At 28.8% G+C, this 12858-nt stretch carries 11 protein-coding genes and 1 other RNA gene; 10 read left to right on the top strand and 2 right to left on the bottom strand.

Annotation, left to right across the window (positions count from 1 at the left end; all coding sequences use genetic code 11):
• Nucleotides 1-26 precede the first annotated feature (26 nt).
• Nucleotides 27-391: a transfer-messenger RNA gene (gene ssrA / locus AC5EAH_RS01365) on the bottom strand.
• A gap of 143 nt (nt 392-534) precedes the next feature.
• Here ssrA and AC5EAH_RS01360 point away from each other — a divergent pair.
• From AC5EAH_RS01360 to AC5EAH_RS01340, 5 genes are all read left to right on the top strand, one after another.
• Nucleotides 535-1356, top strand: a complete 822-nt coding sequence (locus AC5EAH_RS01360) for a purine-nucleoside phosphorylase (RefSeq protein WP_493492951.1) — start codon at nt 535-537, stop codon at nt 1354-1356.
• 82 nt (nt 1357-1438) lie between these two features.
• A complete protein-coding gene (gene aroD, locus AC5EAH_RS01355; RefSeq protein WP_493492950.1) occupies nt 1439-2143 on the top strand; it encodes a type I 3-dehydroquinate dehydratase in 705 nt (234 codons plus the stop codon).
• Nucleotides 2144-2218: 75 nt separating this feature from the next.
• A complete protein-coding gene (locus tag AC5EAH_RS01350; RefSeq protein WP_493492949.1) occupies nt 2219-3382 on the top strand; it encodes a S1C family serine protease in 1164 nt (387 codons plus the stop codon).
• Between the two features lie 120 nt (nt 3383-3502).
• Nucleotides 3503-4849: a TrkH family potassium uptake protein gene (locus tag AC5EAH_RS01345; RefSeq protein ID WP_493492948.1), complete on the top strand. Its 1347-nt coding sequence runs from the start codon at nt 3503-3505 to the stop codon at nt 4847-4849.
• A gap of 22 nt (nt 4850-4871) precedes the next feature.
• Nucleotides 4872-6191, top strand: coding sequence for a DUF1958 domain-containing protein (locus AC5EAH_RS01340; RefSeq protein ID WP_493492947.1), 1320 nt, complete (start codon nt 4872-4874; stop codon nt 6189-6191).
• Between the two features lie 18 nt (nt 6192-6209).
• On the opposite strand, the gene AC5EAH_RS01335 is transcribed toward AC5EAH_RS01340, so the two are convergent.
• Nucleotides 6210-7196 carry an aspartate-semialdehyde dehydrogenase gene (locus AC5EAH_RS01335; protein ID WP_493492946.1) on the bottom strand — a complete coding sequence of 329 codons (987 nt, stop codon included), beginning with the start codon at nt 7194-7196 and terminating at the stop codon, nt 6210-6212.
• A 116-nt stretch (nt 7197-7312) separates the two neighbouring features.
• On the opposite strand from AC5EAH_RS01335, the gene AC5EAH_RS01330 reads away from it, so the two are divergent.
• The 5 genes from AC5EAH_RS01330 to AC5EAH_RS01310 all read left to right on the top strand — a co-directional run bounded on the left by AC5EAH_RS01330 (nt 7313) and on the right by AC5EAH_RS01310 (nt 12748).
• A complete protein-coding gene (locus AC5EAH_RS01330; RefSeq protein ID WP_493492945.1) occupies nt 7313-8392 on the top strand; it encodes a metallophosphoesterase in 1080 nt (359 codons plus the stop codon).
• 170 nt (nt 8393-8562) lie between these two features.
• Nucleotides 8563-9459 (top strand): ABC transporter ATP-binding protein, encoded by an 897-nt coding sequence (locus tag AC5EAH_RS01325; protein WP_493492944.1) that lies wholly within the window; start codon nt 8563-8565, stop codon nt 9457-9459.
• Nucleotides 9452-10663: an ABC transporter permease gene (locus AC5EAH_RS01320; protein WP_493492943.1), complete on the top strand. Its 1212-nt coding sequence runs from the start codon at nt 9452-9454 to the stop codon at nt 10661-10663. The genes AC5EAH_RS01325 and AC5EAH_RS01320 overlap by 8 nt, the downstream gene beginning before the upstream one ends.
• Before the next feature lie 252 nt (nt 10664-10915).
• Nucleotides 10916-12271: a UDP-N-acetylmuramate--L-alanine ligase gene (gene murC, locus AC5EAH_RS01315; RefSeq protein ID WP_493492942.1), complete on the top strand. Its 1356-nt coding sequence runs from the start codon at nt 10916-10918 to the stop codon at nt 12269-12271.
• A gap of 15 nt (nt 12272-12286) precedes the next feature.
• A complete protein-coding gene (locus AC5EAH_RS01310; RefSeq protein ID WP_493492941.1) occupies nt 12287-12748 on the top strand; it encodes a DUF948 domain-containing protein in 462 nt (153 codons plus the stop codon).
• The last annotated feature ends 110 nt before the right edge of the window (nt 12749-12858 follow it).

The raw sequence follows: 12858 nt of genomic DNA, 5'->3' as shown, positions 1-12858 counted from the left end.
TAGGCTAGTTTTTTCCCAGCCCCTTAAGATGGAGACGGCGGGAGTCGAACCCGCGTCCAAAAGCACTTTGCACTTTACTTCTACATGTTTAGTTAACTCTTCAAAAGTTTAATTTATTTTCTACTGAGTAACAAGCTAAAAATAAACGAGTTTGATTAATTTCGGCTAATTAACTACAAACAGAAGTTAATTAGTATAGATCACTATTTTTTATGAATCGTCATTATCATCACATGATCAATAATGATAAGACAACCTTTAGCTAGCTTAAGCTGCTAAAGCGAATGAATTTGTTTTGTCAGTTATATTTAAACTGGTGTGTTGTTAACGAAGCCAACCCTTCGACATGCTATAAAGGCGCCATTACCCCTGTCGAATCCGTAACGTCCCCTTAATTTATATTAGTAATATATCATAACTTTGCTAAAAATACAAAGAAAACTATTTTATAATTATAATTTTGAAAACGGATTGCGTTTAGTAAATAGACTAAGGTATAATGAAGTAGTAATTAAAATAAGGGGGTACCATTAAGTGTACAATAAAATAGTAGAAGCGGCACAATATATAGAGCAACAAATTAAAGCGAAGCCACAAATAGGTGTGATATTAGGTTCGGGTTTAGGAGATTTAGCTGAACAAATTAATAATCCTACATTCATTAATTATGATGACATTCCACATTTTCCAAAAGCATCTCATGTTGTAGGACATAAAAATAGATTTGTAATAGGTGAGTTTCAAGGTAAATCAGTGATTATGATGCAAGGGCGCTTTCATTTCTATGAAGGATTTGCTATGAGAGATATTGTATTACCTGTATATGTTATGAAATATTTAGGGGCAACAAGTTTAATTGTTACTAATGCATGTGGTGCCGTGAATAAGTCATTTAATGCAGGTGATTTAATGTTAATTGATGATCATATTAATTATACATTTGATAATCCATTAAGAGGATTAAATATTGATGAAATGGGAACACGTTTCCCTGATATGAGCCAAGCATATAATAAAGAATATCAAGCACTTGCTAAAACAATTGCTAAATCTATGTCATTATCATTACAACATGGTGTTTATTTAATGTATCCAGGACCAAATTATGAAACGCCGGCTGAAATTCGTGCTTTCAGATTATTAGGTGCAGATGCAGTAGGTATGTCTACTGTGCCAGAAGTAATTGCTGCTTCACATTGTGGTATGAAAGTTTTAGGTGTTTCATGTTTAACAAATATGGCAGCAGGGGTTTTAGATCAACCTTTAAATCATGAGGAAGTATTAGAAACTTCTACAAAAGTAAAAGATAGTTTCCAAGGTTTAATTACTAAATTTATTGCAGATGTTCAGCTATAAACATTACATATACGTAAAATGAAGTAAGGTTAACCTTACTTCATTTTTATTAAATATAGTTTAATAAAGAAAGGAATTAAAATTGAAAAGTAAAATATGTGTGCCTATTATTGTGCATAGTCAATTATCTTTAAAGCAACAATTACTTCAAATTGATATAAATAAAGTTGATTGTTTAGAGATACGATTGGATTATTATCCGAACATCAATCATTTGAATGATATTGATGAATTATTTTCTGTAATTATTGAGCTAGCTAAATTACCTTATATTGTTACATTGAGAACGCAGCAAGAAGGTGGCTATTATGAAGGTACTTATAATGACTATCAACAAATCTATCAATATATTTTAAATAATTATTCTTGTTATGCGATAGACATAGAATGGCATTATGTAGAACAAGCGTCTCAATTAATACAACAAGCTTATCAAAAAAAAATTCAATGTATTATTAGTTATCATAATTTTATAGAAGTACCTAATTTAAAGACTTTATCATTAATTTATAAGCAAATGAATGTCCTTCCAAATATAATATATAAATTTGCGGTTTATCCTAATAATTATGAGGACATTATTTGTTTACTTAACTTTGTAAATACGCTGGATAAGAATAAGCAACATATTATTATTGCTATGGGACAATTGGGTTCAATTAGTAGAGTAGTACCGAATTTATTTAAGTCAATACTGACATTCGGTAGTTTAGAATATAGCTCAGCACCTGGACAAATTACATACACTAAATTGAAAGAGTTAGTTAATTTATTAAATGAAAATTAATTAAATTTATTTTTAATACTTAAGTCAAATTTAAGTTTTATTTTGTACGATAAGAAAAATATGAGGAGGTAGAAGATGTCAGAAAAATCATCAAACCGTCTATTTAATAAATATTTATTACTAATATTATTACCATTATTATCATTGTTATTAGGTGCTGGTTTAACGTATCATTGGTTGAAACCACAAAATTTAAATCAACCTGCAGTAATTAGTGACCAACCAAATAAAATTATTTCATCAACAGATGAATTAATTACGTCAGCAATTACATTAGCCAAAAAAAATGTAGTTTCTGTAACTAATTTACAAAGTACACAATCGTTATTTTCAAATCGTGTATTAACTAATGAAGAAAAATTAGATGAAGCATCAGAAGGTTCAGGCATTATTTATAAAATAGATAATAAAAAAGCATATATTATCACTAATGCACATGTCATAGCAGATGCTAATTCTCTGAATGTGACTTTAGATGATGGTCATATCGAATCAGCCAAAGTGATAGGTGAAGATATTTGGACGGATTTAGCTGTATTAGAGATTGATGCACAGTATGTGAAATCAGCAATTGCATTTGCTAATAGTGATGATGTGCTTATTGGAGAAACAGTTATTGCTATAGGTTCACCATTAGGACAATCTTTTGCAGGATCAGTATCTAAAGGTATTATTTCAGGTTTAGATCGTATAGTCCCTGTTGATATTAATAATGATGGTACGCAAGATTGGGAAGCTAATGTTTTACAGACAGATGCAGCTATTAATCCTGGTAATAGTGGTGGTGCTTTAATTAATACTCAAGGAAAATTAATCGGTATTAATTCTATGAAAATTGCTGTTGAAGGTGTAGAAGGAATTGGTTTTGCTATTCCAGCAAATGAAGTAGAAAAAATTGCACAACAACTTATTACTCAAGGTAAAGTATCTCGACCTACTTTAGGTGTGCAATTAGAAGCATTATCAAATATACCATCAGAAACATTAAATCGATTATTGCAATTACCAAAAGAAGTAAATGCTGGAGTAGTTATTGTTGATGTAGAAGATAAGTCAATGGCACAAAAATTAGGTTTGAAATCAGGTGATGTTATTACTAAAATTAATGATTTTGATATTACTAACACAGTAGATTTGAGAAAAGTTTTATTTTTAAATGTTAAAAATGGTGATAATATTACAATAACTTATTATCGTGACGGTAAATTGAAAACAACACAAGGACAATTAAAATATTAATTAAAATATTAATTAAAATGATAGGGACTATTTATCCTAATTTCTTATTATTAATTGAGCAATTTTAAATTATTTATGGTAAAATGATTTGTATATTATACGAAAGGATAATTAGTTGTTATGTTTGGTAGTTTGAAAAAAAAGGTAACACCACAGCAATGGATTGTTGTTTATTATTTGGTAGCCTTAATTATCGGTTTTTTATTATTAAACTTACCTTATGTCACTGTAGAATATGCTAATGTTAAGCTAATTGATAAATTATTTTTAGCTGCTAGTGCGATTAGTGTAACCGGATTAACACCATTTCCTATAGTCGATCATTTAACGATTTTTGGTCAATTTATTTTATTAATTATCTTTACTTTTGGTGGCGTAGGTGTAATGTCCATAAGTACAATTATTTATTTGGTGTTAAAGAAAAAAATAGGGTTGAAAGAGCGTCAACTTATTATGACTGATTATAATCAAGTTAAATTATCCGGTATTGTAGGATTGATTAGAGAAGTGACTTTGACGATTTTATTGATTGAACTATTAGGTGGTATTATTTTAGGATTATACTATTTAAATTATTATGATAGTTGGCAATCAGCATTCTTTCATGGCATATTTTCATCTGTATCAGCAACAACAAACTCTGGTTTTGATATTACTGGTCAATCTTTAATGCCATTTAAAGATGATTATTTTGTGTTGTTTGTTCATATGTTGTTAACGATCATAGGTGCAATAGGATTTCCAGTGTTAAGAGAATGTCGTATGTATATTACTTCAAAAAAAACTAAATTAAAATTTTCATTATTTACTAAACTAACGGTTGTTACTTATTTTTCTTTGTTATTATTAGGTGGATTATTATTGTTTATTTTAGAGTATCATCGTGCGTTTGGCCAAGAAAATTTTATAGGTAAAATTGTTCATTCGCTATTTCAATCTGTTGCTACTCGAAGTGGTGGCATGACAACTATACCTATGTCAAATTTCACAGAAGCTTCAGATGTATTAATGTCAGTTTTAATGTTTATAGGTGCTTCACCGAGTTCTATGGGTGGTGGTATACGGACAACAACTTTAGCTATTGGTGTTTTATTTTTAATTAATTTTGCTAGAGGTAATTATAAAATTCGTATTTTCAAAAGAGAAATTCATCATGAAGATCTATTTCGAGTTGTAGTTGTATGGATATTGTCATTTTTATTATTTATTACATCTATTTTATTGATTTTATTTGTTGAGGATTCAAAATTTTCCATGGCTTCTATTTTATTTGAGGTTGCTTCAGCATTTGGTACATGTGGTTTATCTCAAGGTATTACAGGAGAGTTATCGGTAATTAGTAAAATAATATTAATGTTTTTAATGTTTATTGGTCGTGTAGGGTTGCTGACCTTTATTATTATGTTAGGTGGAAAGCATGAACCAGAACTTTATAATTATCCTAAAGAACGTGTAATAGTAGCTTAAATTATTAAATTTGGAGGGAATAATGAAAAAAGTATTTGTATTACTTGTGACAATGCTATTGACAATGTCAGGCATTATTCAAGCAGAAGAACCTGAAACACTAACATCAAAAACAATAGAAGGAAAATCTGCTGTTGAAATTGCGAATATGTATGGTTATGAAGTATCTGAAACATATAATCCCCAAGCTTCTATAATTTTAGATGCAAAAACAGGACGTATTATTTGGGCAGATCATATGAATTTAGAAAGACATCCAGCTAGTTTATCAAAATTAATGACATTATATTTAGTTTATGAAGCAATTAATGAAGGGAAAATTTCGCTTGATCAAACAGTAGAAGTTACTGAAAAACATGTAAATATTGCTAACACCCCTTCATTGAGTAACAATAATATGGTTTTAGGTGTTCAATATACAGTCAGTGAATTAATAGATTTAGCATTGGTACCGTCATCGAATGCAGCCACAGTGATGTTAGCAGAAACAGTAGCAGCTGATGAAGGGCAGTTTGTTAATATGATGAATGAAAAAGCTAAAATGTTAGGAATGACACATTCTACATTTTATAATTCATCAGGTCCACCTAATGTGATTTTAGGTGAATATATTCCATCTGGACAAGCAGAAGATGGTGACAATATTATTACTGCTGAAGATTATGGTATTATGTTGTATCATTTTATTAACAAGTATCCACAATTTTTAGAACATACTAAAAATTATCAAGTGACGGTAAAAGCAGGTACACCTTATGAAGAAAGTTTTACAGGTTATCAACATTCCTTACCCGGTGGTCCTTATGAATATGAAGGCATGGATGGATTGAAAACAGGTTCTAGTGGTACAGCAGCTTATAATTATGCAGCAACAGTTATAAGAAATGATACAAGGTTTATAGAAATAATTTTAGGTGTTAGTGAGTGGGAAGATGATAATGGTGAGTTCTTTAGACATTTAGTAGGTAATGGTTTATTAGATTATGCTTATGATAATTTTGAATATAAAAAAGTTTTATCAAAAGGTAAGCAAGTGATTAATGGACAACAAATTTTTGTTGAAGAAGATTTATATGATTTAGTAGATAAAAATGAAAAATTAAATTTCACTATGAAAAATGATGTTATTGGTTTAATACATGAAAAAGCAGATTATATTTTACCAAATCAAACAGCGCCTACTGTTAAATATCATATCGTAGAAAAAACTCAAGAAACAACTAAAAAAGATAATACATCATTAATTAATAAGCTACGTAATAATTGGAAATTACTAGCGACAGTGATAGGTTTATCTAGTTTATTTGTAATATTAACAGTTCTTCTATTTAAGAAAAAATAAATGAATGCCTTAGGGCATTCATTTATTTTTTTCTAGTAATTCGACTATTTGTACAGCATTACTAGCAGCACCTTTACGAATATTATCAGCAACACACCATATATGGAAACTGTTATTTTGAGAAATGTCTTTTCTAATACGCCCAACAAAAACTTCATCACGACCAGTGGCATATAATGGCATAGGGTATTCATTATTTGCTATATTATCTACTAAAACGATACCTGGTGATTGTGATAAGATTTGACGAATTTCTTCTGTAGTTGTAGGTGTATTGAATGTCACATTGATTTCTACTGAATGGCAATTCAATACAGGGACACGGACACAAGTTGCTGTAATGGCTACATCATTACTTAGATTTAATATTTTTTTAGTTTCATTGATCATTTTCATTTCTTCTTTTGTATAACCATTATCTAAAAATGTATCAATATGAGGTAAAATATTATTATAAATAGGATGTGGATAATTCGTCGGGGCTTCGCCTAATTGACCTTGTATTAAATCATTAATACCTGCCTGTCCTGAACCTGATACAGCTTGATAAGTTGTATAAGCAATTCTGTTAATACCAAAAGCTTTATTTAGTGGTGCTAATGGAACAACTGATTGAATTGTGGAACAATTAGGATTAGCAATAATTTTACGATGTAATGTTGGGTAATTGCATTCAGGTACGATTAAATCAATACTATCATCCATACGCCAAGCACTTGAATTATCAATAACAATACATCCCTCTTTCTCAGCAATAGGTGCATATTTCAGTGAAGTATCACCGCCAGCTGAAAAAAGTACATAATCGATATGACGATTTGAAAATGATGATGATGTTAATTCTTCTACTGTGACTGTTTGATCTCTAAATGATATTTGTTTACCACTAGAACGTTTTGAAGCAAATAAATATAATTTATCGACTTTTAAATGACTTTCTGATAAACGTTGAATCATTGTTGTACCAACAACACCAGTAGCACCTACAATTGCAAAAATTGACATAAATAATCAGCTCCTTAAAATCTTATATATAATAATTAAACACGATAAACAAAATATATGCAATGTTTTTCTATATATGGTATGCTACTAAACATTGTATAGAAAAGAGGGAAAAAATGAACTTTTTATTTGTAGTTATTTTATTGATTTATGAAATATTGAATTATATGTTGTTTAAGGCATGGCGTTGGACATTACCTAGTCAATATCATTCATCAATAGTTTTATTATGTATTTATATGATAATATCTCATTTAACGATTATATTAGCGTTAATTAATCGGGATATGTTAATAACTAAAATATCTTTTATTTGGTTATTTTATTTTGTTTACGGACTAATTTTAGCATTTATTGGTAGTATTATTTATTTGATAATGAAAAATTATATACCTTCTATTAGACAAATTATCATTATATCAGCTTATTGTATATTAATATTATTAACGATAGTAGGTTATTATAACGCATATACAACTAAAATTGTTGATTATACAGTACAAATTAATAAGCCGTTAGATAAACCAGTTAAAATCGCTTTAGTATCAGATATTCATTTAGGTACTTTTGTAGGTAAAAATCATTTGAATCAATTGAATCATTTATTAAGTGAACAAAAACCAGATAATATTTTTATAGCTGGAGATATTTATGATGATACTTTAACAGGATTTCATCAACATCATTTAAGTAGTTATTTAACAAAATTATCGACAATTGCACCGACTTATGCCATTTTAGGTAATCATGATTTTGCTGAAAGTGAGATGGCAACGATTACTAAGCAATTAGGCATTCAAGTATTAACAGATGATATTGTTGAAACTGATGAATTTGTATTAATTGGGAGAAGAGATAGTTCTATAGCAAGAAATAGACAAAGTATAGCACAATTATATAAACAATTGACATTAGAACAACAACAATTACCTGTCATTGTAATGGATCGTAATCCGGATGATATTGTGCATGCTAAGCAATTACCAATTGATCTCCAATTATCAGGTCATACACATAATGGTCAATTATGGCCATTTAATATGGTTGTGAATAAGATTTTTGAAGTGGCTTATGGTAGTAAAGTAATTAATGAAACAATGTTTATTACTTCTTCGGGTTATGGCTTTTGGGGAATGCCATTTAGAATAGGGAGTCAATCAGAAATTGTGATGATTACAATTATCGGTAATAAATAATATAAAAGTGATTGATAGCGAAAGTTATCAGTCACTTTTATATTTTTAGGGCATTTTATTCAATTAGTCAATTGACAAAAAATATAATATTATTGTATTATATATTTAGAACAATAAAATTCAGTTAATTTAGAAAACTCTTTATATTACAAATTTTTTGGAGGTAAATGATGACTTTAAAAATTGAAAATTTAGTAAAAAAATTTGGTGATTTTACAGCAGTAAAGAATTTATCATTAGAAGCGAAAACAGGTCATATTTTTGGTTTAATCGGACCAAATGGTTCTGGAAAAACAACTACATTTCGGACTATCTTAGGTTTGTATACTGTAGATCAAGGTGAAATTTATTGGGACGGTAAGCAAATTTCATCTTTTAACCGCCAAAAATTAGGATTTTTACCAGAAGAACGTGGTATTTATCCGAAAATGAAGGTGCAGGACCAATTGTATTTTTTTGGTGAATTAAAGGGAAAGACAAAAAAAGAATTAAAACCTAAAATTGATATGTGGTTAAAACGTTTCAATTTAGAAGATAAACGTCATGATAAAGCTCAAAAATTATCCAAAGGTAACCAACAAAAATTACAACTAATTGCTAGTTTTTTACATGAACCAGAATTTTTAATTTTAGATGAACCATTTTCTGGGTTGGATCCAGTGAATGCTGAATTATTAAAACAAACTATTATTCAATTAAAAGAACAAGGAACTAGTATTATTTTCTCTAGTCATCGTATGGATCATGTAGAAGAGTTATGTGATGGTATATGTTTAATGAAAAATGGTGAAGTCTTATATACAGGTGATTTAATTACTTTAAAGCAAAATATAGGACGTATTAAATTAACAATGAAAAAATATTTATCTAAAGAAAGTTTAGTGGATTTTCCGGGTGTGTTAAAAGTTGAAGAACGAGAAGAAAATTTTGTCATATATTTACAACATGAAAAATTTGGACGTCAAATTTATGATGCCATTGATTTAGACTATATTAGTCAATTTAATTTAGATTATTTATCATTAGAAGAAATATTCAAATTGAAAGTAGGTGAAGTGAATGAATAGCTCAGTATTTGTTTTATATAAACAATATATTTTAGAAAAATTAAAAAGTGCAGGATTTATTTTCACGACATTATTTTTAGCAGGATTTGTTGTGTTAGCATTTAATTTTTCAACAATTATTAATGTGTTTATGGCTAATGAATCGACAGTCATAGGTGTGAATCAACCTAATGCTACACAAATTCATTTTGTTAATGGGAATAATCTTTCTTTTCAAGAAGGTAAATTTATTAATAAAGACATTGAGGATGAAAAAGTAAATGCCATTTTAAATATTACAACAACTGCAGATGGACAATTAGCAGCAGAAATTGTAAGTGATAGATCTTTAGAACAAAATATATTAATGGATCTTAATCAAATGTTAACTATTCAAAATCAGCAATTTTTGGGCAAAAAGTTAGGGTTAACGAGTGAACAAATTAATAAATTAGTGAGTACATCCATTGAAGCTAAAAATGAGATTCTTGATAAATCGCATAATAATAAATCTCTCGAAGAAAAAATGATTGGTAAATTTGTATCTTATATGTTAGCGACAATTATGATGTCAATGACTATGATGTATGCTCAACAATTATTAGTAAATATCTCAGTAGAAAAAGGTACAAAAATTTTAGATGTTTTATTTTCAAGTGTAACACCTAGACAACATATTATTGCTAAATTGTTAGCTACGTTGACATTATGTTTATTACAAATTAGTTCAATTGGATTGATCGTCTATATTGGTTTATTCTTTACCAATCAATTATCAGCATTTTCTAGTGTTGCGCATATTACACCTATGTTTATCGTTATTTCAGTATTATATTTATTAGGTGCTATAGTACTGTATACAATATTCGGAGCTATTTTAGGTGCATTAGTTACACGTCCAGATGAGGCTCAACAAGTAGCTTATCCATTAAGTATTTTAATGATTGTTGGTTTTTATGCGACGATGATTGGTATGACGAATGCTGATGCATTATGGTTTAAGGTGATGTCACATATACCATTCTTTTCATCTCTAATGATGCCAATGCGTTATAGTTCAACAGATATGCCGTTTAATGAAGTTGTGATTAATCTAGCTGTATTATATGTAACATGTTTTATCTTATTTGTCGTAGCAATTAAATTATATGAAAAAATAGTATTTAGAAATGATACAGGAAATGTATTTAAGCGTTTGTTAACAGGTTATCAAAGTCAACAATAGTAAAATGTCCTAAGCATGACATTAAAAGGCTTTTTCATTATGTTTAAAGATGAAACAGTTTAGATGAATTTTATATCAAGTAGATTATCATTGTTTAATGTTAAGAAATTCAAAAGTTCATAATTGGCATTTATCTTTACATAGTATATAATAGAGTTACTTATAAATTCTTTTTAACAATTATATGATTAAGAGATTTAATTAAGATAATGGTAATATTATGTATTACCGATGGAGAGATGGAGGCTAATAATGGCACGTTATTATTTTGTGGGGATAAAAGGAGCAGGAATGAGCCCACTAGCACAAATTTTACATGATTTAGGCAATGAAGTTAAAGGTTCAGATGTCGCAAAACATTTTTTCACTGAAAAAGGTTTGCTTGATAGAAAAATAGAAATATTAGTTTTTTCAGAAGAAAATATTAAAAATCTTGAAAATGACTGGATGATTATCATGGGAAATGCATTTGTTAAAGAAGGCATTTCAGTTGAAGCAGATTATATTAGAAATACAGGTCGTAGTTATTACCAATATAATGATTTTTTAGGTCGATTTATGGAACAATTTACGTCGATTGGTATTTCTGGGACACATGGTAAAACATCAACAACTGGCTTATTAAGTCATGTGATGAATAAACAAAGAAAAACAACTAAATTAGTAGGAGATGGTACAGGTCAAGGTATTCCAGATAGTGAATTTTTTGCGTTAGAATCATGTGAATACCGTGGGCATTTTAAAGCTTATCATCCTGACTATGCGATTATCACTAATATAGATTATGATCACCCTGATAGTTTTAAAAATATTCAAGAAGTAATTGATGTTTTTCAATCATTTGCTAATAATGTTAAAAAGGGGATTGTATTATGTGGAGATGATCCTAATTGTCATAAAATTAAAGCTGATGTACCGCTTGTTACGTATGGTTTTAACGTAGGTAATGATTTTTACGTTCCAAAAGATAGTGTGGTAAAATTAGCTAAAAAAGGTACACAATTTGATGTGTATTATCAAGGACAGTTTTATGGTCAATACTGGATTCCATTATATGGTGCCCATTCTATTCAAAATGCATTATCTGTTATAGCTATTTGTGAATTAGAAGGTCTAGATAAAGAAATTACTAAAGAAGCTTTTCATGATTATAAAGGTGTTAAACGTCGTTTCTCTGAAAAAGATTATGGTTTCCAAATTTTAATTGATGATTATGCACATCATCATAATGAAGTTTTAGCAACTTTAGATGCAACAACATCTAAATATCCAGGTAAACCAGTGGTTGCAATTTTCCAACCACATACTATTTCTAGAACTAAGCAATTTTTAAGTGAATTTGCAGTGACATTAAGTAAGGCCGATAAAGTTTATTTATGTGATATTTTTAAATCAGCACGAGAAGAAAAAGCAGTACCAGAAGTTGTTATTGAAGATTTACAAAAATTAATACAAGACTCAAGTATTATCACAAAAGACAGTGTTGAACAATTATTACAGCATCAAAATGCAGTATTGTTATTTATGGGGGCAGGAGATATTCCTCATATTCAAAATGCATATGAACAATTATTAGCTAGTCAAGATATTCATGAAATAAAAAAATAATCGGAGGAATTTAAAATGAATTGGGTTATATTAGGATATGTTGCTGCGATTGTTGCAGCAATTGGTTTTTTCATTTTATGCATCGGTATAGTTAAAACATTACGAGAAGCGACAGTATCGTTGAATTTAGTTAACCAAACATTATCTAATACTGAAAAAAGCATAGAAGGTATAGCAAAAGAAACAGAAATTTTATTAGCACAAACGAATACATTATTAGTAGATATTCAAGGTAAGTCAGAAGAATTGAACCCAGTTGTTGTAGCAGTTGGACAATTAGGAAGTTCTTTACAAAAATTTGCTACTTCTGTTGATAAAGTAAATACATCAGTAACAAAAGAGTTACAACATAGTAAAGGACCAATTTTAAAAGCAAGTTCAATTTCTAAACGTATGATTACTTTAGTTAATTCTGGAAAAAAATTAAAGTCAATTAAAAACAAGGACGTTAGTAAACTGAAAACGAAAATTAAATAAGCTAAAAAAAGAAATATGATAATTTAAATAATCATATTTCTTTTTTGAATGGAAATAAATGGTTAATTAAAGCTCAGATGTTGGACTTTTATGAAGTGCTATAATATAAT

The sequence above is a fragment of the Staphylococcus sp. B1(2026) genome (assembly GCF_058895785.1).
The sequence above is the reverse complement of the archived record's forward strand: the minus strand, read 5'-3'. Positions and strand labels throughout refer to the sequence as shown.

Excerpts from the sequence above, each read along its gene's own strand:
- AC5EAH_RS01335 (WP_493492946.1), bottom strand. The coding sequence starts at position 7,196 with ATGTCAATTTTTGCAATTGTAGGTGCTACTGGTGTTGTTGGTACAACA.
- AC5EAH_RS01320 (WP_493492943.1), top strand. The coding sequence starts at position 9,452 with ATGAATAGCTCAGTATTTGTTTTATATAAACAATATATTTTAGAAAAA.
- AC5EAH_RS01325 (WP_493492944.1), top strand. The coding sequence starts at position 8,563 with ATGACTTTAAAAATTGAAAATTTAGTAAAAAAATTTGGTGATTTTACA.
- AC5EAH_RS01330 (WP_493492945.1), top strand. The coding sequence starts at position 7,313 with ATGAACTTTTTATTTGTAGTTATTTTATTGATTTATGAAATATTGAAT.
- AC5EAH_RS01340 (WP_493492947.1), top strand. The coding sequence starts at position 4,872 with ATGAAAAAAGTATTTGTATTACTTGTGACAATGCTATTGACAATGTCA.
- AC5EAH_RS01350 (WP_493492949.1), top strand. The coding sequence starts at position 2,219 with ATGTCAGAAAAATCATCAAACCGTCTATTTAATAAATATTTATTACTA.
- murC (WP_493492942.1), top strand. The coding sequence starts at position 10,916 with ATGGCACGTTATTATTTTGTGGGGATAAAAGGAGCAGGAATGAGCCCA.
- AC5EAH_RS01345 (WP_493492948.1), top strand. The coding sequence starts at position 3,503 with ATGTTTGGTAGTTTGAAAAAAAAGGTAACACCACAGCAATGGATTGTT.
- AC5EAH_RS01310 (WP_493492941.1), top strand. The coding sequence starts at position 12,287 with ATGAATTGGGTTATATTAGGATATGTTGCTGCGATTGTTGCAGCAATT.